The organism is Flavobacterium sp. FlaQc-47, from assembly GCF_044006475.1.
In the GTDB taxonomy this organism is placed as follows: Bacteria; Bacteroidota; Bacteroidia; order Flavobacteriales; family Flavobacteriaceae; genus Flavobacterium.
Genome location: NZ_JBIPCQ010000008.1, coordinates 82,144 through 105,200, shown reverse-complemented (window position 1 = coordinate 105,200; position 23,057 = coordinate 82,144). Strand labels below are relative to the sequence as shown.

At 34.3% G+C, this 23,057-nt stretch carries 13 protein-coding genes; 5 read left to right on the top strand and 8 right to left on the bottom strand.

Translation table 11 applies throughout. From position 1 onward, the window contains the following. Positions 1 to 77: 77 nt before the first annotated feature. Positions 78 to 617: a bifunctional pyr operon transcriptional regulator/uracil phosphoribosyltransferase PyrR gene (gene pyrR / locus ACHRVX_RS21095; protein WP_395335950.1), complete on the bottom strand. Its 540-nt coding sequence runs from the start codon at positions 615 to 617 to the stop codon at positions 78 to 80. A 188-nt stretch (positions 618 to 805) separates the two neighbouring features. On the opposite strand from pyrR, the gene ACHRVX_RS21090 reads away from it, so the two are divergent. From ACHRVX_RS21090 to ACHRVX_RS21070, 5 genes are all read left to right on the top strand, one after another. Then, on the top strand, positions 806 to 1,576 hold the full coding sequence (locus tag ACHRVX_RS21090) for a phospholipase D family protein (protein WP_395335948.1): 771 nt from the start codon (positions 806 to 808) through the stop codon (positions 1,574 to 1,576). Positions 1,577 to 1,768: 192 nt separating this feature from the next. After that, a complete protein-coding gene (locus ACHRVX_RS21085; RefSeq protein ID WP_395335946.1) occupies positions 1,769 to 2,185 on the top strand; it encodes a hypothetical protein in 417 nt (138 codons plus the stop codon). A 109-nt stretch (positions 2,186 to 2,294) separates the two neighbouring features. After that, positions 2,295 to 3,476 (top strand): YCF48-related protein, encoded by a 1,182-nt coding sequence (locus tag ACHRVX_RS21080; RefSeq protein WP_395335943.1) that lies wholly within the window; start codon positions 2,295 to 2,297, stop codon positions 3,474 to 3,476. A 37-nt stretch (positions 3,477 to 3,513) separates the two neighbouring features. Beyond that, positions 3,514 to 3,912, top strand: coding sequence for a VOC family protein (locus ACHRVX_RS21075; RefSeq protein WP_395335941.1), 399 nt, complete (start codon positions 3,514 to 3,516; stop codon positions 3,910 to 3,912). A 555-nt stretch (positions 3,913 to 4,467) separates the two neighbouring features. Beyond that, the gene (locus ACHRVX_RS21070) at positions 4,468 to 4,641 is read left to right on the top strand and encodes a hypothetical protein (RefSeq protein WP_164502527.1); all 174 of its coding nucleotides are present in this window, start codon (positions 4,468 to 4,470) and stop codon (positions 4,639 to 4,641) included. Positions 4,642 to 4,704: 63 nt separating this feature from the next. Here the strand turns inward: ACHRVX_RS21070 and ACHRVX_RS21065 are convergent, their stop codons facing one another. The 7 genes from ACHRVX_RS21065 to ACHRVX_RS21035 all read right to left on the bottom strand — a co-directional run bounded on the left by ACHRVX_RS21065 (position 4,705) and on the right by ACHRVX_RS21035 (position 22,721). After that, the gene (locus tag ACHRVX_RS21065; protein ID WP_395335938.1) at positions 4,705 to 6,324 is read right to left on the bottom strand and encodes an ABC-F family ATP-binding cassette domain-containing protein; all 1,620 of its coding nucleotides are present in this window, start codon (positions 6,322 to 6,324) and stop codon (positions 4,705 to 4,707) included. A 220-nt stretch (positions 6,325 to 6,544) separates the two neighbouring features. Continuing rightward, positions 6,545 to 7,315, bottom strand: a complete 771-nt coding sequence (locus ACHRVX_RS21060; protein WP_395335935.1) for a TlpA family protein disulfide reductase — start codon at positions 7,313 to 7,315, stop codon at positions 6,545 to 6,547. Between the two features lie 1,271 nt (positions 7,316 to 8,586). Further along, a complete protein-coding gene (chiA, locus tag ACHRVX_RS21055) occupies positions 8,587 to 13,332 on the bottom strand; it encodes a T9SS-translocated chitinase ChiA (RefSeq protein WP_395335932.1) in 4,746 nt (1,581 codons plus the stop codon). A 489-nt stretch (positions 13,333 to 13,821) separates the two neighbouring features. Then, positions 13,822 to 15,888, bottom strand: coding sequence for a beta-N-acetylhexosaminidase (locus ACHRVX_RS21050; protein ID WP_395335929.1), 2,067 nt, complete (start codon positions 15,886 to 15,888; stop codon positions 13,822 to 13,824). A 151-nt stretch (positions 15,889 to 16,039) separates the two neighbouring features. After that, positions 16,040 to 17,977: a glucosamine-6-phosphate deaminase gene (gene nagB / locus ACHRVX_RS21045; protein WP_395335926.1), complete on the bottom strand. Its 1,938-nt coding sequence runs from the start codon at positions 17,975 to 17,977 to the stop codon at positions 16,040 to 16,042. Positions 17,978 to 18,093: 116 nt separating this feature from the next. Then, positions 18,094 to 19,674, bottom strand: coding sequence for a RagB/SusD family nutrient uptake outer membrane protein (locus ACHRVX_RS21040; RefSeq protein ID WP_395335923.1), 1,581 nt, complete (start codon positions 19,672 to 19,674; stop codon positions 18,094 to 18,096). Between the two features lie 11 nt (positions 19,675 to 19,685). Beyond that, entirely contained in the window at positions 19,686 to 22,721 is a 3,036-nt protein-coding gene (locus tag ACHRVX_RS21035) for a SusC/RagA family TonB-linked outer membrane protein (protein ID WP_395335921.1), read from the bottom strand. Positions 22,722 to 23,057 lie beyond the last annotated feature (336 nt).

Sequence of the window (23,057 nt, the reverse complement as noted above, 5' to 3'; positions counted from 1 at the left end):
GTTTAATTGTTTTATTTGCTAAACCAGTTAATCGTTTCCTTCCGATTAAACAATTAAACAAATCACCAATTAAACTTTTAATTCGTTATGAGGTAAACTGCATCTTCTGCTTCATTTTCTTTCCAGCTTACTTTTACTTTTTCGCCATTAATTGCATCTACCTGACGACCGCGATAATCGGGTTGAATAGGCAAATTACGGCTAAAACGTCTGTCGATTAAAACCAGTAATTCAATTTCTGATGGTCGCCCAAAAGACTGAATTGCGGTCAAGGCAGAACGTATGCTTCGTCCGGTAAACAATACGTCATCGATAAAAATGACTTTCTTGTTTTCGACTATAAAATTTATTTGTGTTTTGTTGGCTTCTAATGGTTTATCAGTTCGGCGAAAGTCATCCCTGAAAAAAGTGATGTCCAGATATCCTAAAGAAATTTCAGGAACCTGGTATTCGTTTTCTAATATTTGTTTTAAACGTTCAGCTAAAAAAATGCCTCTCGGCTGAATTCCGACTAAAATAGTATCGGAGAAATCTAAGTGTTTTTCGATTAACTGACAAGCCAAACGATGGAGTATGATAGTAACTTCTTTTGAATTAAGTAATACTTTTTGGCTCATAATTAAGTGTGATGTTTGGTTGGGCAAATATACGAAATCAGAATTTATTTGTTGGGGTGTTTGAGAAGGGAAATATTTTTTTATTGATTTTTAGTAAGCAGAAGAATTGGAAGTAGTTTTTTTATACAAATTTATTCCAGCTACTTTATAAATAAAATCATAGATTTGTAAGAAATTATACAGGTAAAATGGGTGCGTTTTATAATGGTGCTAATTGCGATATTTATATAGGGAAAGGAGCTGGTAAAAAATTACTTCAGGAGATTTCAAACGCGAAGAAATCAGTTAAAATAATTTCTCCATACCTATCTCCTTCGTTAATAAATGAATTAATAGGACTTCATTCAAAAGGTATAAAAATTTCTTTAATAACTAATGATACAATAGAAGATTTCTACAAAGATTCAGATAAAAATATTTATAAATTAATACTTCAAAAACGTACTTTAGATCACGATGCTGAAGAAATAAGAAATAAATGGATTAATATTGAAGAGACACTTCGTTATATACTTTGGGGATTATCTGCTGTTTTAGTTTTTACATTATTTTTATTTAATAATTTTAAACTTTTTTATATTCTAATTCCTTTATTTGTAATCTTTATTGTGAGGAAAACTTATTTAAATAAAATAAGGAATAAGCGCATCTATTATTATCAGTATCATCAGTTATTTCTTTTCAAAGTTTTTATCTCTTATCAAAACACGAATACTAACGCAAATACATTTATTCATGGTAAAATATATATAATTGACGACGAAATTGTTTTTATGGGTTCACTAAATTTTACCTGTAGCGGCACAACAAATAATTATGAAACAAGAATCAGAACTACAGATAAAACTGCGGTAGATAAAATTGTAAAAGAATATGATGACTTATTTTATCGATCTGGTTATCCTGAAAGAAATATTCAAGATTGGGGAACACAATTGTATAAAGAACCTATAAATTAAAAATATTTAGATTCTCACATTAATTTAATCACTCACAAATACGGAGTAAACTGGATTAAAATCCAGCCCTACAATATTGTCCGAGCCTATGGCTCTTTTTTTAGATAATGTTCATTACAATTTATAAATATAAAAAATGAATATGGCAGAAAAACAGTAAATTTAAAAACACTAACCTGACCGTGCCGCTATATGATTTACATAAATAAAAAAACATTACCACATTGTTATATTGAAGAAAAGAAATTTGATTGGGGAGAACCATACGATGACATAACTCCAATTTTCAATTTATCAGTTAATCCTGAATTATCAGATATTGAATATACAATTGAAGTTTTAGGCAAGAACAATTTTAAAATTAATTTAGAAAAGCTCTATAATATTCTGCTTAACCAAGAAGAAAATGATCGTATAGAATACTTTAATACGCCAATTGTTCATCGCGATTTTTTACTAATTAATATCCAAAAATATTTGCACTCTAATGAAAACCAGATTTCTCCGTGGGAACAATCACATGATAGATATCCTACCGAAAATGATTATTTGGAATCAATTGAAAAAGATCTAAATAGAATATTATTGTTTGACCGAAAAGAATACTAATTATATTTACAAACAAAGCCCTAAAACGTTACATAAAATTCTAAAACATAATTACATTTTTTTAACCAATAAAGTGAGGAGTCAACACGTAAACACTGACACAATAAATATGAAACATACATTACTTTTAGTATTATTTTTATTCGGTTTACAAAACAGCAATGCGCAATGGAGCAAAATTACATCGCCATATGCCGGAAATTTATGGAACATTAAATTCTTTGATGCACAAAATGGATATATTGGTGGAAACACTGCCATTTTAAAAACTACTGATGGCGGTGTAACGTGGACATCAAAATCGATTAGCAATTTTTTAATAAATAGTTTTTCTTTCCCAAGCGCTACTGTTGGATATTATGGCTGCAGTAATAACATTGTGGCAAAAACTACAGATGCAGGTGCGACATGGACAAATCAGAATCCAAATGCAAGTCCGTATGCGATTTCATCTGTTAGTTTCCCCACCGTAACAACAGGATATGCGGTTGGTGATGCAGGAACAATCAGAAAAACTACTGATGGCGGAGCAACATGGGCAACACAAACTTCGGGATTGACAACGGGAATAGAAGAAGTTCATTTTTTTGATGTAAATACCGGTATTTGTATTGGAGATGGCGGGAAAATTAAAAGAACAACAAATGGCGGTGCAAACTGGGTTACAATAGCAAGCGGAACTACGCAAAATCTATATGATATTTTCTTTGTAAATGCGAGTACAGGTTTTATAGCCGGAGGAACGGGTACAATACTTAAAACAATAAATGGCGGACTAACCTGGTCTGTACTAACTTCTGGATTTACCAATTGGTTATATGCAATCTGTTTCAAAGATGCATTAACAGGATATGCAGGAGGTGCTAACGGAAAAATATTTAAAACTACTGATGGAGGATTAACCTGGACGCCAGAAGTTTCCGGAGTAAGTAGTGCAAATAGTATAAACGACATTATTTATTTTAATAATAGATTTATTGCCGTAGGAGATCAGGGAGTAATAATTACTGATGTAGCTACTTTAGGTACTGTTGAAAATAGTAAAGAAGAGACTGCGGTTATCGTTTATCCAAATCCAGCTTCTGATTCGTTTTCAATTGATTTTCATAACAATGAAAATTCGCCTTTACACATAAATATTATTGATATAAATGGTGCCATAGTAAAATCAAAAGTTTTAGGTGATAACGAACGCACTGTAAATGTTAAGGATTTAAGCAATGGTGTTTATATTGTTGAAATGAAGACGGGTCAATTTTCAGCCAGTAAAAAATTAATTATTAAAAAATAACAATTAACTTTATGCGAGTCAGTAAAAAAGCATAAAGATGAAGGTAAAAGTTATCGGAATTCCAGTTTTGGATCAGGAAAAGGCATTACAATTTTATACTGTAAAATTAGGATTTATTAAAAAAAACGATATCCCTTTAGGCGAAAATAACAGATGGTTAACCGTAGTTTCTAAAGATGAACCAGACGGAGTTGAAGTTTTATTAGAACCTGCACCTAATCATTTTGAACCGTCAAAAACGTATCAAAGCGCTCTTTTTGAAGCTGGAATTCCGTACACTCAATTTAATGTAGATAATCTTCAGGAAGAATATCAACGATTGATTAATCTTGATGTTGAATTTAGCATGCTGCCAACCGAAATGGGAAATGTAAAAATTGCCATTTTGGATGATACTTGCGGAAATAAAATTCAGTTGATTGAGATGTTATCGTAATTTATATACGCGGTAATGACAGTCCCGGCGGGACGTTATATTTATAGCAATTTATATAGCGTTTCATAAAAACCCCATCGGGGTGACATAATTAGCAATCAATTATATTGGCAATCAAAAAAAATATCGCTCCGCTGGAGCTTTTGCCAAATCGGACGCATTAATTCGCTATAAATATTACGCTCCGCTGGAGCTTTTTTTTTACAAGAGATAGTAATTTTTATTTTCAAAAAAACATTTTCAAAAAAATAAGATCAATCTGATTTATGCAATTTTAAAATTCCGTAGGAATGATTTATATTATAGCAACGGATTTTAATCTGTCGTATAATGGTCATTATTATTCTTTGTTGAATGGATTGAAATCCAGCCCTACAATATGGGTCAAGCCCATAGCTCTTTTGAACATCCTTGAAATTCATAATTTTAGACTGGTCAAAATCATAGAACTTTAGCGCAAAATTATATAACAGATTTTTTTGTTGTTTGAATTAATTTTATTCTACGATAAATAGAATATTAAATTCTTTTTAAAACAATTAAAACAGCAAAATCATGCAAAAGAACATTACACGTTTGTTAATGGTATTCGTAATACTATTTTCATTTACAAGTTGCGAAGTTATTGGAGACATTTTTAAAGCCGGAATGGGATTCGGGATTTTTATTGTGATTTTTATTGTTGCAATAATCATCTTTATATTCGCTAAGCTTTTCGGAAGAAAGTAAACATAAAAAAATCCCGTTCGATTACCGAACGGGATTTCTTTTTTTTTTATAAAACTATATTTTTTATTTAGCGTACATTTTTGTTCTTAATTCCTGAACTTTTTCGTCGTCTAAATATTCATCAAATGTCATGTAACGATCGATTGCTCCGTTTGGTGTCAACTCCACTACTCTATTACCAACTGTTTGTGCAAACTCGTGATCGTGAGTTGTAAAAATTACAGACCCTTTAAAGTTTTTTAATGAGTTATTAAAAGCTGTAATCGATTCAAGATCTAAGTGATTTGTTGGTTCGTCAAGCATTAGAATATTAGCTCTTTCCATCATCATTCTTGAAAGCATACAACGTACTTTTTCTCCTCCTGATAATACACGGCTTGTTTTTAAAGCTTCTTCTCCAGAGAAAATCATTTTCCCTAAAAATCCTCTAATAAAAACCTCATCGCGTTCTTCTTCTGTTTTTGCATATTGACGCAACCAGTCTACTAATGTCAAATCGTTTTCAAAAAATGAGTGATTCTCAGCAGGTAAATAGGCTTGATTAGTAGTAATTCCCCAATCAAAAGTTCCTGCGTCTGCTTTTTGCTGATTGTTAAGGATTTCATAGAATGCTGTTGTAGCACGTGAATCTTTTGAGAAAAGCACGATTTTATCGCCTTTTGCCATATTTAAATCCACGCCTTTAAATAAAAGTTCTCCCTCTACAGAAGCTTCTAAATTTTCAACATTCAAAATCTGATCTCCTGCTTCACGATCCTGATCAAAAATAATCGCAGGATAACGACGGCTTGAAGGTTTAATGTCTGAAATATTCAATTTAGAGATCATTTTTTTACGCGATGTTGCTTGTTTTGATTTGGCAACGTTGGCACTAAAACGACGAATAAATTCTTCTAATTCCTGTTTCTTTTCTTCTGCTTTTTTGTTTTGCTGCGCACGTTGTTTTGCCGCTAACTGGCTTGACTCGTACCAGAAAGTATAGTTTCCTGAATAGTGATTTATTTTTCCAAAATCAATATCAGAAATATGTGTACAAACTGAATCTAAAAAGTGACGGTCGTGAGATACTACAATTACTGTATTTTCGTAATTTGCCAGGAAATTTTCTAACCAGGAAATGGTTTCAAAATCCAGATCATTGGTAGGCTCATCCATAATAAGCAAATCAGGATTTCCGAAAAGGGCTTGCGCCAAAAGCACACGAACTTTAATTTTTCCCTCCAGATCGCCCATCAAAGTATAATGATGTTCTTCGTTGATTCCTAAGTTAGACAACATCGAAGCAGCGTCAGAATCTGCATTCCAACCGTTCATTTCCTCAAACTGAACTTGTAGTTCCCCTATTCTGTCTGCGTTTTTGTCGTTGTAGTCTAAATAAAGTTCATCCATTTCTTTTTTAACAGCGTACAAAACTTTATTTCCCATCAAAACAGTTTCCAAAACCGTATGCTCGTCGAACAAATTGTGATTTTGGGTTAAAACCGACATACGTTTTCCCGGTTCTAAATGAATATGTCCGGAAGTTGGGTCAATATCGCCTGAAATGATTTTTAGAAAAGTAGATTTTCCAGCACCATTGGCTCCAATAACTCCATAAATATTTCCGTGTGTGAATGTGGTATTTACTTCGTCAAACAAAATTCGTTTGCCAAATTGAACTGATAAATTATTGACTGTTAACATGAATGTCTTTTTAATTAATTTTGTGCAAAAGTAGTGAAAAAGGTTCAGAGTTGCAAAGGAACTTCGGGGCGAAATTTTCACCATATAAGTTATATAAGTTCATTTAAACTAAACTTATTGCCTAATAAAAACTTTGCGACTTTGCGAGATTAATTAGAAACTTCTTTGCAATTTAAATTAAACTTGTATTTTCTTATATCACTTATATGGTGGAAAAAAATCACAGTTTACTTTCCTTCGCCAAAGCCACTTCTAAACTCTCAAAATTGGGCAATACTTTTGCAATCAAACCTTCTTTATTTAAGATAAAATGTGTTGGAAATGAATTGAGTTGTAAGGCTTCATTCATATATACTTTCATGTTTGGAATTACCTCGTATTTTAAAGGCCGTTTGGCTAAAAACGCTTTTAATTGTTCAGGTGAATCTTCGGCGAGACTAATGAATAAAATGTCTTTTCGGTCTTTGTATTCATTTACTAATTGATTCACTTGTGGAAATTCTCTTATGCATGGTGTACAATGGATGTACCAGCATTTTATAACGATGATTTTTCCTTTCATGGATTCGTTTGAAACCATATTTCCGTTTAAATCTTTGAAGGAGAATTTAGGAAAAGGCGTTCCTTCCATTTTGTAATTCTTTAGTGCGTCAAAAGCAATTTGATTGATGGTTGCTTTTATACTGGTGTCGGAATTGGGCTGAATCTGGAATAGCTTATAATAGTATTTTGAATCTTCTGATTTTAATTGAATGGGAATATAGTTTCCATTTGCTAATTGGTCAAGGAAAGATTCTTTTGAAATTTCTTTTGAATTTGAATCCAATGCTGTAAAATCTCTGGAAAGCATGATGTTTTTGCTTTGATATGCTGACCAGTTACTAAAATTACTTTGGATTTGGATTGGATCTACTTCCGGGATTTCATGATTTTTTTGACTGAAACATGAAGTGAATATTAGAAATATTATGATGCTGATTGATTTTTGCATTTTTGATTTTATTGAAATTCAAAAGTAGCTATTTTTTTTTAACCGCAAACGGCGCAAAGATTTACGCGAGGCTCGCAAAGCTTGTTATTTGAACGCGGATGACGCAGATTCGCTTTGCGAAAACACGGATTATCGCGGATTTTTTTACGCTATTTTGTCATTTCGACTTAAGGAGAAATCACACTAGAAACTCCATAAAGAATGTCGCCAATCTTTGGTGATTTGCGCGTGTGATCCTTCGTTCCTTAGGATGACAAGATTACGGCTAATGTCTTTAGACGTGTTCGTAAAGTTTTGTTGTATAAAATCAATTAACTATAAATCTTATGATGAAAACTAAAGCCCTAGCCCTGATAGAAGTGGAAATCCTTTTATGTTTTTTCTTTAAAAACATAAAAGATTGAAACGAATAGCAGGAAATAGCTCCTGAAACTGATTATTATTATAAAATTAGGACGTTGAGAAATAGCACGCGGATGACACGGATTCGCCTTGCGAAAACGCGGATTTATGCGGATTTTACGCAATTTTGTCATTTCGACGTAAGGAGAAATCACACTAGAAACTCCATATAGAATGTCGCCAATCTTTGGTGATTTGCGCGTGTGATCCTTCGTCCCTCAGGATGACAAGATTACGGCTAATGTCTTTAGACGTGTTCGTAAAGTTTTGTTGTATAAACCAATTAAACTATAAATCTTATTATGAAAACTAAAATTAGGACGTTGAGAAATAGCCCACGGATGACACGGATTCGCTTTGCGAAAACGCGGATTTATGCGGTTTTTTTACGCTATTTTTTCATTTCGACGGAGGAGAAATCACACTAGAAGGTACATGTTGAATGTCACCAATCTTTGGTGATTTGCGCGTGTGATCCTTCGTTCCTCAGGATGACAAGATTACGGCTACTGTCGCTAGACTTGTTCTTAAAGTTTTGTTGAAATTGATTCATTCCAAAAAAAAATCCGCGATAATCCGTGTTTTCGCAAAGCGAATCCGCGTCATCCGCGTTCGAAATGGCGTATGAAATATATCTTTGCAAATTCATCAAATACGATTACTTCATTCCTCGCAATGACTTTGTGGTATAAAAAAACCCGACAATAAATTGTCGGGTTCATAATGCTCTCCTTCAGGTGAAAACCAAATAACAAATCACCTCAACTTGATGCATTTATTCGAAATAAAAACCAGATTAAAAAATAAATAACCAAACTCAATTTTAACCGTTCCAATTTTTTTATTTCTAGATTTTCATTCGTGGAACTTTAGTTTAAAAAGTTCATTACTTTGAATGATTTTTTATTTCCTGCTTTGTCGGTTACTACAACTATAAACAATTGTTTTGTTGTGAAACTTTGATTTTGAAGCAAGATTTCTTTATTGTTTTGTACATTTTTATGACTTAGAACTGATTGCCCAATTGTGTTGAATACATCAACCTGAGCGATATTTTCGGTGTCATTTGTAACTGATAATAAATCGTTTTTGAAATAAGCGATGGTTGTGCTATTTGCTTCGATTTTATCCAGTGACAGCATTTTTGATGTTGATTGTGAAGCAAAATAAGCGGCGTATGCTTTAGATAATTCAGATGAATTACCACAAGAAGACGCATCCCAGTTTACAGACCAAGTCATTAAACCTCTTAAAGAAGGATATGGTCCGCCTGGCTGCATCGTGTATGTTCTTCCAGAAAAAGTAGTTCCGGTTCTTAAATAATTCATAGCACTAATTCCTTCTGCCGGCGTTAAATAACCGCTGCCTGCTGCACTTGGACAAGCTGGTAATGCAATAAGAACTTTTGAGGGTGGTAAGCCATCAAAATGCATTCCTGTTGTACCAATGTTATACCCTTTTATCACCATATCGGTCAGGGCTGTAACCATGTTTGCTTTTTTAGCTGAACCATAATATTGACCATCTAATCCGTTTTCTCCTCCTGTATTATACAATTGTACGGCTAACAAATCTAATTCATTACGTAAGTTTTGAATGATTGGCACGAAAGAACCAAAAGTATCTGTATAGGTAGAATATCCACCTTGTACGTATTGTGTTTCCGGAGCTGCAGTTAATAAAAATCCAGGTCCATAATACGCTTTTAATTCTTTGAAAGCATCTACTACGTTTTTTAATCTTGGATAAGCAGAAATACCCGCATAAGAAATATCTCTTAATCCTCCTGCATTAAAATTCATTGATCCGCCTTCAAAATCAATATCAACTCCATCAAATTGATACTCATCAATAATTGCTTTCAGACCATTCACAAAAATATTTTTTTGAGTTACATTGTCTAAAACAACATGACCATTTTGACCTCCGATAGAGACAATAACAGGAACGCCGCTATCTCTTAGGGATTTTATATCATTTTTCAACAATTGCTTATTGAAAACTCCATTAGTCAAATATCTTGTGTCGTTTGTAGTTAATATTGGTGTGTAACCATCACGATTAACGGTTTCTACGAAAGAATAATCAACTACGTTAAACTTACTTCCCACCATTTGAGAAAAATATAAAAATGGCGCACCAGCATTTTCCCATGAATGTGCATATCCTAAAATAATTTTAGAAGGAAGCGGAATGAATCTATTCGTGCTCACCGGAGCAATTTTAATGGTATTGTTTAATGTAGTTACAGCAGCTTTATTATCTGTTGCTTTTATTACAACTGGATAATCTTTATAAGAAGTTGGTGTAAAATTATACGTATAAGTATTATTTGCACCTCCTGTCATGTTAAATGTACCGCCATTTATTGTAATAGTAACACCTGAAACAGTTCCGTCACTATCAACAGCTGTAACTGAAATTGGCACCACCTGAAAAGAACTTTGATTTACGGTAGTATTCGATGGTGAATTCCACGTAATTACAGGTACTGCATTTGGGCAGTTTGCACCTGAACAAGTTAATGTAAAACTATATGTTTTTGCTTCTGTTGTTCCGTTTGATGCAGTTGCGGTAACGGTTAAGGTATGAGAAAGCGAAAACTGATTTGCCGTTGGTGTCCAAACCGCTGTATAAGTTCCCGAAGAATTGGTAGCACTAATGCTTTGTCCATCTAAACTAAATACAACAGAGGAGATTGTAGTGGCATCAGTAGCGCTTAATCCAACACTTGCAACAAAATTAATTGCTGATCCTAAATTTATAGCAATCGCCGAAGCTGTTGGTGCTGTTATAGTAACCACTGGTTTAGTAGCAACCACCGCTTGTCTGTTAAAATTATAAACTGTTGAAGTTGTTGGAACTGCAAAGTTGGCTAAGTTATTTGGATAATACGTCACATCACCGTTTTCCCATGCATTTAATTTCAAACTTAAAACTTGTGTATAACCTGCTACAACTGTATTATCAAAAGTATAATTTCCTGATGCATCTGTTGTTGCGATAACACTTTTCCAGTTGTGTGTATTATCTGTCCATGGTAAAACCAATTCTACTTTTGCTCCAGCTACTGCAACTGTTCCGTTTTTAACGGTTCCGCTAATTAAATTTGCGGCAGCCAGTGCTGCTCTTGCAGTAGAACTTGAATTAAAGTTATAAGTTGTTGGGTTTGCAGGAACTGCAAAGTTTGCCAGATTAGATGGTAAATACACTACTTCTCCGTTTTCCCAACTATTTAATTTTAAGCTTGTCACTGTTGTATATCCTGCTACAACTGCATTATCAAAACTGTATTTTCCTTGTGCATCTGTTGTTGCAATAACACTTTTCCAGTTGTGTGTGTTATCTGTCCAGGGTAAAACCAATTCTACTTTTGCACCAGCTACTGCAACTGTTCCGTTTTTAACTGTTCCGCTAATTTTGTTTGTACCAATTACAACAACATCCTGAGAGAAGTTTAATGTTTTATTGGCATTTAAATTAGTATAGACTGTTGAAGCCGGTGTGTACGTTTGTCCAGCTAAAGCTGCTGTTATTGTATAATTTCCTGCAGATGGTAAACTAAGCGAATAAACGCCGCTTGCATTTGTAACTGCTGTGAAATTTCCTGCTGTAGAAGCTGCTATAACTGTTACGCCAGAAACCGGAGTTGTACTGTTTAAAATTGTTCCGCTTACTGTGTAGTTAACAACAGGTAATCCCTGAGCAAAATTCAACGTTTTGTTGGCATCAAGTGCATTGTAAACTGTTGAAGCCGGTGTGTAGGAGAATCCTGATTTTGCAGCTGTAACTGTAAAATTAAGTCCTGCTGTTAAACCTGCAACGCTGTAAACTCCGCTTGCGTTTGAAACCGCAGTTAAAACTGTTGCTCCTGAAGTTGCTGTAACAGTTACTCCGGAAACTGCAGTTGCTCCGTTAAGAACAGTTCCGCTAACGGTATAAGTTGGTTGCGTTCCGTTGATAACAACAGCGGTTTGATTTACTGTAACATTTGTTAAGTTTACCGCAGTAAAAGTATATGTCGCTTTTGAAGCGGTAAGGATATAATTTTGTCCCGATGTTAAATTACTGAAGGTGAAATTACCGCCTGTAGAAACTACGGTTTGTACTACTACATTACTTGCATTACGCAAATCAACGGTTACATTAGGAATTAAAGCTGATCCGTTTTTTACAGATCCTGAAATACTTACTGTTCCGGGAACAAGACTTCCAAATGAAGTATCAACCTGAGTCAATAATGAATTGGGTACTGAACCTCTGGTATCCTGAGATAATTCCCAAACCATACCTCCGGCAAGATTTCTTGATTTGATATATTGTACTTTTAAATCCATTGATTGTTTATCTTCATAAGAAATAAACTGTTTTAAAGTAGCATTATACAAATAAGGAACTTTTGTTGTGTTGTCAAAATAACGTACCCATCCTGCAGCTGCTGCAGTTGGTGTAACTAACATAGTGTTTGGATCTAAGTAAGCATGAGAATTGGTAACGGGATTTCCCACTAAATCGCAAATTTCGATACTTCCTGATTTTTCACATGCAGCGGGACCATCCCAGGTTCCTGTTGGATTTTGCGGATTCGTACAGCCTGATACAATATATCTTGGCGCAGCAACAAATAATCCCGGTAAATTTGGATTGGTTCCGTTATTGGCAACATTATCGAATTTCTTTCCGTAAAAAGGCAATCCCATGATTAATTTATTTGCTGGAAAACCAACAACGTTCAAATATTGATTGGTTAATTCGTCTAATGATTCTGATTGTGTTGCGCCGTAAAGCGGATCGTTCGTGTTTCCGCTTGCGTATAATGGTGCATTGTAGCATGTTTTATCATACCAGTTTCCACCAAAATCATATCCAAAATAAGTGATATAATCACAATAGGTCGAAATGTCTTCTGTCATTCCGTATTGTGTTCTGTTGTTTGGTCCTAAATATTGTTTCGCAACATTTCGAACATTGTTTCCGGCAGCAATTGTCACTAATTTATTTGGCATTGCCTGACGCATTGCTTTTAATAAATAGACTAAGTTTTTGTTGTCGTCCGGACTGTACTTTTGTGGAGGAATTGGTGCTCCGTTTATTACTTCGGTACCATCTGTTCCACCGGAAAGAGGATATTCCCAGTCAATGTCAAATCCATCGATAAACGGATAAGTTACAATAAATTTTGCCATATCTGCTGCCAAAGCGGCTCTTGCAACAGGACTTGCTGCAATTGGAGAAAGATCCTGACCTTTTGTCCATCCTCCCACAGAAATTAAAATTTTTAAATGCGGATACTTTTGCTTGAGTTTCATCAAGTCATAAAAGTTTCCTTTTACCGGAGCATCCCACGGAATTCCACCTTCCATATGCTCAAAATCAGCATACGAATCCAAACACAACAACTTTGTATTTTCCGGATGAGCGGGATCATACGTTGTTCCATAAAAAGAATAATTCAAATGCGTAATTTTACTTCCATCTATTTTAGGGACATTAAAATCCCGGGCATAAATAGACCATTGCGCATAATACCCTACTACTTTTTTACCGTGAGCCGGTTGAGCTAACGCAAGTAAGGGAAACAGTAACAAAAAAAGCAATCTGTAATAATGTTTCATAATTAAATTAATATTGGTTAATAGAAAATAAATATTCCAATTACGATACCTTACATACCAACAAAGCATGTAAATACAACAACTGGGATTCAATTCATTGCAAATAGATAACATTGCAACTCACTGGAAATTAATTCATATAACTTCTAAAAATAAATACTACTATTACCGATCATCCATAATCATTAGTAAATAGTACTGATTGATATTTATTTAATTGTTTAAAAAATTAGGTTAACTCCAACTGATAAATTTGGGATTCATCAATTTCACTACTTGGTTTGTCATGTTTTGTTTTTACTCTTTTTATTTGGTTTTAAAGGTTAATAATTCTTTTTGGTGGTTATTTTTTATGTTTTTTTGATTAATTGTTCTGAATGTATTGCGCATTACCATATTACCTCTGCCAGAGAGGAAATCTGGCAGAGATAAAAAAATTACTAATAATCATGGTAACAAAAACGTACTAATACTAACTCAAACCAAACTTTATATTAATTTTTTAAGACTTGTATATACTGATAGCTCAACATCAGCATGGTCTTTAGAATTACATTGTTCGATTAAATTTTTTAAATCATCAGATTTTAATGTGGATTTTTTATCTAATACAAGCAACAATTCCTGTGATGCATCATTTAGTTTTTTAGACAATGGCAATATCGGCTGTACTAAAGGAGCATTGGCACTCAGTTCGATTAATCCTTTATTTACTGCAATCCATTTGTTGAAAAATGCTGTTACTTTTGCTTTATTTTCTGGTGTTTTATTGGCTAAATATTGTGTTACGGCATCATCAAAAGCTAAAGATTCTTTGGCATCCGGCGTACAGGCATCTGCAAAAAGTGTAAACGGTGAATACATTTGATATTCTGTTCCGCCTTTGTTTCGCGTGTATCCTTTTAATGGTTCGCAAACATTGGCAAATTCGTTTAGTGATTTTATATTTTGATTGTTTGAGATGTTTCTTAAAATAACGGCCCGGTTGCGAATGTGGGTTAATCCCAGTTCTTCTAATCTAAATGAAACTACTTCAAGACGTTTGCGCATACTTGCTACATCTGTAATATCTTCTGCTGACCAGAGTCTTTCTGCAATTGCAGCTGTTCTAGGCCAAAGTCTCGAATCGATTGTTGTTGGCGTTGCCAGTTCTGTCCACATTGTAGCTTCTCCACCCAATATTCTAGCTTTTTCTTCTGCTGTTAAATCGGCTCCTTTTGGCATTGGATCATTTAAATAATGACTTGCAATTGGGTACATCAAGTCGATATAATAGCCGTTTGACAATACTGTTTTATATCCTTTTTTTACGGCATCTGTTAATGATTGCCCTGCAACCATTCCTTCGTTTGGTCCTCTCCAGGAATGAATAATGGCTTCTTTTGACATGTTTTTAGTCAAAATTTCTTCCCATCCCATTAATTGTTTTCCGTGTTTTTTTAACATTGGAACTAATTGCATGGTGAAATATGTCTGCAATTCATGATTGGTTGCTAATTTATTTTTCTTTTTAAATTCCTGAATTTTTGGGTTTGCATCCCAGTCTTTACCTTCGTTTTCATCGCCCCCGATATGAAAATAAGAGCCTGGGAATAACGGACAAACCTCATCAAATATCTCACTTAATAATTGATATGTTTTAGGATTTGAAGGATCTAATGTTGGTGAAAAAATACCCGCATTTCTTTCAATTCCATAGGTAACAATTGCTGTTCCCTGAATATTTTTTTCAGATGTTCCTCCTGTCAGTGTAATCACTTTGCTTCCTATTTCCGGATAAGCGGTAAGTATTGCAGATCCATGACCGGGAACGTCTATTTCAGGAACGATTAAAATACCGCGCTCATCAGCATATTTTACGATATTTTTTATTTCCTCCTGTGTGTAATATTGTCCATCCGAAGCTAATTCGATTAGTTTTGGATGTTTTTTCATTTCAATTCTCCAACCCTGATCGTCGACTAAATGCCAGTGAAAAACGTTCATTTTCATGGCTGCCAGTGCATCGATATTTCTTTTGATAACATCGACGGGCTGAAAATGTCTTGCAGCATCGATCATTAAACCTCTCCATGTAAATCTTGGAAAATCTGAAACTTTTGAGTTTGGAAAATAAAATGAGGTACTATTGTTTTGCAACATTTGCAATAATGTTTCCAGACCGTGAAGTGCGCCTAAATCGCTGGTGGCATTTATTGTAATTTGATTTTGCTTGATATCTAAATGGTAACTTTCATCTTCGTACAAACCAATTTTTCCGCCTTTCTCACAATTGATCTGAAGTGTCGCATTAGGAACTTCATTTAATTTTGCAATAAAACCCTGCTCGAAAAAAATACCGGTTCTACCATCAAGGCGACGTAAAAAACGAGTTACTCCTCCAAAAATTCTTGGATTAGGGTTTCCGGTAATGTTTACCTTAAAATTTTTGTTTAAAGCAAAATTTCCGTCGTTTAAAACAACACTTTGAGGCCAAGGCATAAGATTTAATTGCTCCTTTTGAATTTGAGCACCAGATGTTACGCCTGCTAATAATAGAACTAATAAATATTTCATTTTAATTTTTTTTGAAAGATGTTATTGTGAAATAACGGTATTAAATTATAAGAAACAAAACTCAGAGTGACTTCCTGAACCCTCACTCTCATTATGAAATCAATCTGAATTTTGTAATGTGATCCGCTCTCACCCGAATCTGAATTTTAATTTAGTAATCAAAACGTTTGAAGGCTTCGATTGCTTCGTATTCTGCCAATCCTAAATCATCGTATAAAATGGCAGTATTTTTATTACGGTCTTCGGCTCTTACCCAAAATTCCCTGGAATCATTTCCCTGAAACATTACTCTGTCTTTTTGAGACTGGTGGTATAAAATCGCATGACGTTTCAACAATACTTCTGATGGAGAAAGCGGCACTGCCATATCAATTTCGTGAATATCCCATTCGTGCCACGCGCCTCTGTACAACCATAACCAGCAATCGTCCATGTATTTTTCCGGCTTCAATTGCTTCATTGCTGCAAATATGGCGTTCAGGCAAACCTCGTGCGTTCCGTGTGGATCTGCAAGATCTCCGGCAGCAAATACCTGATGTGGTTTTATTTGAGCAATAATATCTTTTACAATGGCAATATCTTCAGGTCCTAACGGGTTTTTCTTTACTTGTCCCGTTTCGTAAAACGGAAGATCTAAAAAGTGTGTATTTTCATCTTTTAAACCAATGTATCTTGTAGCTGCATAAGATTCTCTTCGGCGGATAAGTCCTTTTAATTTTCGAACTTCCAGCGAATCGATCTGGTTTTCTGATTTATTGTTTAAAAATTCAATGATCGATTTAAAGTTGAGTCCACTTGCTGCATCGCCAACAAAATCTTTGGCAACCTCAGCAAATTTCAATGCTTCGTCATCTGTAACAGCTATATTTCCGGAGGTTTGATATACTACATGTACATCATGACCTTGTTTTATCAATTTTGAAAAAGTTCCTCCCATAGAAATCACATCATCATCCGGATGTGGACTAAAAAGAATCACTCGTTTTTTTGCAGGATTGGCTCTTTCCGGACGGTGCGAATCGTCGGTATTGGGTTTTCCTCCCGGCCATCCTGTGATGGTATGCTGCAATACGTTAAACATATTGATGTTCAAATCATAAGCAGAACCTTCCTGTGCCAAAAGATCAGACATTCCGTTGTTGTTGTAATCTCTGTCGGTTAATTTTAATATAGATTGTTTTGTTTTTTGGCACAACCAAACAATCGCTTTGCTTTTTAATTCCTGATTCCAGATGCATTCTCCTACTAACCACGGCGTTTTGAAACGTGTTAATTCTACAGCTGCAGACTGGTCTAATACGAAAGTTGCATTAGGGTGATTTTGTAAAAACGTAGCAGGAACTTCTGAACTAATATCACCTTGAATGGTTCTTTTGATGATATCGGCTTTGTTTTGTCCCCAAGCCATTAATACAATTCTTTTTGATCTCATTATCGTAGAAACTCCCATGGTAATCGCTCTTTTAGGAACGTTGTCTATACCATTAAAATCTGATGAAGCATCGACTCTTGTAATGTGATCCAGTGTAATAATCCTTGTTCCTGAATTGATGTGTGATCCCGGTTCGTTGAAACCTACGTGACCTGTACGACCAATACCTAATAATTGAAAATCAAGTCCTCCGGCATTTTTAATATTCATTTCATAATCGATACAATATTGGTTTAATTCTTCAATATTGATGGTTCCGTCAGGAATATTAACATTATCAGGATTGATATCAATGTGATTAAAAAGATGCTGATGCATGAAATAATGATAGCTCTGATTGTTCTCTCTGGTCATTGGATAATATTCATCCAGATTAAAAGTGATTACGTTGCTAAAACTCAAGCCTTCTTCTCTGTGCATTCTCACTAATTCTTCATAAACTTTTATAGGAGAAGAACCTGTTGCTAAACCTAATACGCAAGATTTGTTTTTTTCTTGTTTAGATCTAATTAATTGCGCGATTTCCTGCGCTACAATTATCGAAGCTTCGGCTGAATTTTTGAAGATTTCATTGTGGATTTTTTCAAATCTGGTCTCTTCAAATTTTCCGGCGCTTTTATAGCTGATATCAGGTTTTATTTCTAAAGCACTTTTCATTTCTTTTTCTTTTTTTGCTATTTACAATTTTGGTTTTGAAATGGCATAAGCAACTTTCATTACTTATACCATTTACTTACCAAACTTAAATTCTTATAATTCTTTTGATATTTTTTTTAGAAATTTGGAGCTGTAGTATCCCACCAAAGTCTGGTTCCACCATTATCTGGTCCGCCTAGTTTAGCAAGTCCGGTATCATAACCTCCTTTGTTTCCTGTTTTTTCTGCCTGAACAAAATTGATTCTTCTCACACCTAACGTACTTGAAATTGTACCTCCGCTGTAATTTTTAATAACCGGGAAAAGTTTAGGATATCCTGTTCTTCTGTAATCAGACCATGCTTCCTGACCTTCCGGGAAACCTGCAATCCATTTTTGAGTAATGATTTTTTGCAATTTCACTTCATTAGTTGCAGCAGCATCCCAAGCTACCGTTACATTGTTCACAGCAGGTGAGTTATTTTCAGAAAAATTAGGATCTACATAAGCAATAGGAGTTTTAACATTATCTGCTGAATATGCAGCAGCTCCCGAAGCACCTCTTTGATCAAATGAAGCCTGAATACCTAATTTGTATAATGCCTCGGCATCTCCGCCCATATTCCAACCTCTTAAAGCACCTTCTGCTCTTAAAAAATAAGCTTCGGCAGTAGTCATTAAAACAACTTCTTTTGATCTTATCACTGAACCTACTGCAGAAAAATCCTGGTGATCAGCTTTTGCTGCAATAGCAATACCGGTACGAACCCCTTTATATTCTCCTGGAAATTGAATTGATGAATCAAAATAAACCGGAAGTCTTGGATCTTCATATCCTTTTAAGATGGATTCCATATCTGCAGACATACGGATATCTAACCATCCGCCGCTAATAGTTGCAATAGGATTTGTATAAACCGGAGATATCACTTTAAACAAATCAGCATTTGTAGTGAATACACCAAATTTATGGGCAATCGCTTTTTCAGCCTGAACTTTAGCAACAGCAGGACTAACTTTTACAATACGCATCGCAAGTCTTAAACGTAATGTGTTTGCGAACTTTACCCACGCTTTATAATCTCCTTTATAACCGGATTCATCTGTTGAAACAAAAACACTAACTTCACCAGCGTCTACTCTTTTTGTCAATTCAGCAACTGCAATATCTAACTCATTAAACATTTGTGTGTAAACTTCCTCTTGTGAGTCATAAGCAATGGTAGTATCCAAAGTACCAAATTTTGAATAAATCACCGGACCAAAAATATCCGTAAGCCTGTGCATTCCTTCTACTTTTAGAATCAACGACAAAGCATAAAACTGATCGTATTTTCCTTTGGCTTTATTTGCAATATCATTAGCATTGTACATTATATTTTTATAGGCAGTATCCCATATAACTCCGTTCCAGTTATCAACTAATGAATAAGTGGTGTTATTTACCCCTCCTGCAAAAGGAGTAGGACTTGCCATGTAACCAGACCAGATATCTCCATTTAATCCTTGTTGTAATTGATACATATCAGGCGGATTTAAAATCTGGATATTATTAAACATTGGAGAGAACCCTCCTTTAATATGGTTGAAATCCTGTTCAAAAAGAGCTGGAGTAATACCGTTTTTATTGGTATTTATGTCGTCAAAATTATCTGTACAACCAACTACTGTAAGCAAAGAAACACAGATAGCGGTTTTTATTGTTTTATTTAGTTTCATTTTTTTTAATTTTAGAAAGTTACATTTAAATTAAGTCCGATACTTCTAGTAGAAGGCAAACCATAAATATCAACACCTTGTAAACCCTGACCTGTACTTAAAGCAACGTTTGGATCAAAAGGAGCATCCTTGTAAATAAAGAATAAGTTTCTGGCAATTAATGAAATACTCGCAGCTTGAATAAAAGGCAACGCTTTAGGATTAAAAGTATATCCAACAGAAACCTCTCTAACACTTACATTTGTTCCATCATAAATATATTCTCCACTTATACCTGCTCTTCCACCAACTTGTTTGTAATAAGATTCAGCATCCATTTTTGTAACAGCAACACCATCACTTGCTCTAACAGCATTTATAGTAACACCTCCGGCATTTCTTGCATCTCCTGATGCTTTTGAAACTCCAAAACTATCATTTTGTGCTTCTGTCAAACTCATTACATCACCTCCAAAACGACCGTCAATTAATACATTTGCAAAGAATGGTCCTAATTTAAATGTGTTAGAAAGGCTTAACATAAAGTCAGGATTAGAATTTCCAACTTCTTCAAAATCTGTTCTTTGAAAAGTTCCATCATCATTTATTAAGGCTCTTCCCTGCTCATCTTTTTTGAAATTAATTCCTTCAATAACTCCAAATGGTCTTCCTTCAATCAAAGCATATCTGTAGCTGTTTACTCCAGGATTTGTCAGGTTAATTCTTCCTCCTAATTCTTCCGGAATTTCTTTTACTTTATTTTTATTTTGAGAATAATTTACAGCAGCATCCCAAGAAAATTTATCTCCTTTAATAATTCCTGCATTTAAAACAAGTTCTATACCTTTATTTTCTATACTTCCTGCGTTAATCGCATAGAAATCAACACCCTGAGAGTTTCCAACTGGTGCAACAACTTGTAAATATTGATTTTTAGTTTCTGAATGATAATAAGAAACCTCAAATCCAAATCTGTTATTAAACATTCTCCACTCTGTTCCAAATTCATATTCTGATTTCAATTCAGGCTTTAAACTTGTGCCTGTTTTTGGAGCAACAAGCGGGTTGTATTTTGTTCCGCTTCCTTGTGGGTAATAATTTGTAGGAGTTGTTATAAAAGGCGCAACATCATTACCTGCCTGCGCATATGCTGCACGAACTTTACCGTAGTTAATAAATTCAGGCAATGTAGCCATTTCGCTTATCAAGGCAGTCAAACCAACAGATGGATAAAAATATCCTCCCTCTTCTGTGTTTACTAATGTTGAAGACCAGTCTTTTCTACCTGTAAGATCTAAGAATAACATATCTTTATATCCAAAAGTAGTTGCAGCAAATATGGATTGTATTTCTTTATTAGAATCGATTGTCTGAAAGTTCTCAGCATTGTTATTAAAATTATGCAATGTAAACCAGTTAGCATATTTTAAACCTCCACCAACACCTGAATCTAAAATTGTTTTTTGATTGATCATTGTATTTCTAACACTTGTACCAATGTTAGCATTAAAAGAAAAATCTGATGATATTGGAGTATTAATTGTAGCAATTAAATCTGCATAACGCTGTGTGCTTAAAGCATCTTCATGATAATATCTACCATTTATATGAGATAAAGCTCCTTGTGTTGTTGCATAGATAAATTTGTCGTAACCGCTTGATATTCTGTTGTAGTTATATCTTGCAGCAATACTTAACCAATTAGTTGCTTTGTAAGTTAAAGACAATGCACCATTAAAAAAGTCATTTGTATCTTCAGATTTATTTCTGTTAATAGCCCAATATGGGTTTTGCATAATATCTCTGTTTGTCATCCAGTTTTGAGCCATTAAATTTCTGTTTGGATCAAAAACTTCATAATTTTCTTTATAAGCATTAAAGTCATTTCCTCTTGGCATTAAATAAACACCAGTAAGCGGATTAAAATAAAGACCATTCACGGGTTTATTATTAATCGTTTGTGAAGTATAATTTCCGCTGGCAGCAAAAGTCAATTTATCACCAAAAAATTTAGCTGTCTGACGAACTCCAAAGTTATTTTTCTTTAAAGTATTACCCGGAATAATTCCTGAAGCTGATGTATTAGCGTAAGAAAATGATGTAGTCGCATTTTCATTACCTGTAGAATAACCTATCGAAGAAATTTGCGTAACTCCTGTATTAAAGAAGTCTTTAACGTAATCATCCGTTTTTTGTTTATCACCCCAAGTTTCATCTGCACCTTTAACAGCCACATAATCAGATTGGAATTTAGGCATATAAGCAGCAGTTTCAAAAGTAGTTACCGAAGATCCGGTAATATTAGCTTTTCCGTTTTTAGCTTTTTTAGATGAAAGTAAAATTACACCATTTGCTCCCTGAGAACCATATAATACAGAAGCTGCCGCACCTTTAAGCACAGTCATTCCCTCATAATCATCAGGATTAATCAAAGAAACAACATCTCCTCCATCACGGTTACCACCTGATAAACTACCAAATGTGTCATTTGGCTGTCCAGAACCAGCATTAAGAACCGGAATACCATCAATAACATATAAAGGTGAACTATTTACCACTGAAGAGTTTCCACGAATAACCACTTTAGTTGATCCACCTGTACCTCCGGAACTTTTTGTTACGGCAACACCGGCAATTTTACCGGCAATTGTATTGATAACGTTTGCATCTTTTACACGAGTTAACTCTTCTCCTTTAAGTTCCTGAGCTGAGTAAGTCAATGATTTTCTTGTTTTCTTGATACCTAATGAAGTTACAACCACTTCATTTAATGCGTTAGACGCTCCTTGTTGCATTTTCACATTAATTGTAGCAGCATCTCCTACAACTATTGATTGTGTTTCAAGACCTACGTAAGTAAAAACTAAAGTCTGTCCTTTTTGAGCTTCAATTGTGTACAAACCATCAAAATCGGTAGTAGCACCTTTCTGACCTCCTTGTACTGCAACGGATGCCCCTGGTAATGGCAATCCATCAGAATCTGTAATCACACCTTTGACATTTTTTACTTGTGCAAGCGAAACTTGCGCCGTAAAAACAATCATAAAGATTAAGAAAATTTTTTTCATGTTTATTTATTTTGTTAGTTATGGTGTAAATTTATTCTTAAGGGATTGTTAAAAAAAATAATTTATACGAACAGCTTTAAATTTTAAACGAACGACATAAAACAATCAATAATGCGTTTCACGAAAACGTTTTCAAGCTAAATTATTTATTCCATTTGTCAATTTTAATAAAGCTTTATGCAGTCTTTTTAGATATTTAGTGAAAAATCATCATTTACAATAAAAACCTAATACTGTGCTATTTAAGATAATAATCACCTTAAATGGTATATAATTTATAGTAATTCGAAAAACTGGGAAGCGTTAAAATCTTATTAATTTGTAATTATTAGTTTT

Coding starts and splice junctions, on each gene's coding strand:
- pyrR (WP_395335950.1), bottom strand. CDS start 617: ATGAGCCAAAAAGTATTACTTAATTCAAAAGAAGTTACTATCATACTC.
- ACHRVX_RS21090 (WP_395335948.1), top strand. CDS start 806: ATGGGTGCGTTTTATAATGGTGCTAATTGCGATATTTATATAGGGAAA.
- ACHRVX_RS21085 (WP_395335946.1), top strand. CDS start 1,769: ATGATTTACATAAATAAAAAAACATTACCACATTGTTATATTGAAGAA.
- ACHRVX_RS21080 (WP_395335943.1), top strand. CDS start 2,295: ATGAAACATACATTACTTTTAGTATTATTTTTATTCGGTTTACAAAAC.
- ACHRVX_RS21075 (WP_395335941.1), top strand. CDS start 3,514: ATGAAGGTAAAAGTTATCGGAATTCCAGTTTTGGATCAGGAAAAGGCA.
- ACHRVX_RS21070 (WP_164502527.1), top strand. CDS start 4,468: ATGCAAAAGAACATTACACGTTTGTTAATGGTATTCGTAATACTATTT.
- ACHRVX_RS21065 (WP_395335938.1), bottom strand. CDS start 6,324: ATGTTAACAGTCAATAATTTATCAGTTCAATTTGGCAAACGAATTTTG.
- ACHRVX_RS21060 (WP_395335935.1), bottom strand. CDS start 7,315: ATGCAAAAATCAATCAGCATCATAATATTTCTAATATTCACTTCATGT.
- chiA (WP_395335932.1), bottom strand. CDS start 13,332: ATGAAACATTATTACAGATTGCTTTTTTTGTTACTGTTTCCCTTACTT.
- ACHRVX_RS21050 (WP_395335929.1), bottom strand. CDS start 15,888: ATGAAATATTTATTAGTTCTATTATTAGCAGGCGTAACATCTGGTGCT.
- nagB (WP_395335926.1), bottom strand. CDS start 17,977: ATGAAAAGTGCTTTAGAAATAAAACCTGATATCAGCTATAAAAGCGCC.
- ACHRVX_RS21040 (WP_395335923.1), bottom strand. CDS start 19,674: ATGAAACTAAATAAAACAATAAAAACCGCTATCTGTGTTTCTTTGCTT.
- ACHRVX_RS21035 (WP_395335921.1), bottom strand. CDS start 22,721: ATGAAAAAAATTTTCTTAATCTTTATGATTGTTTTTACGGCGCAAGTT.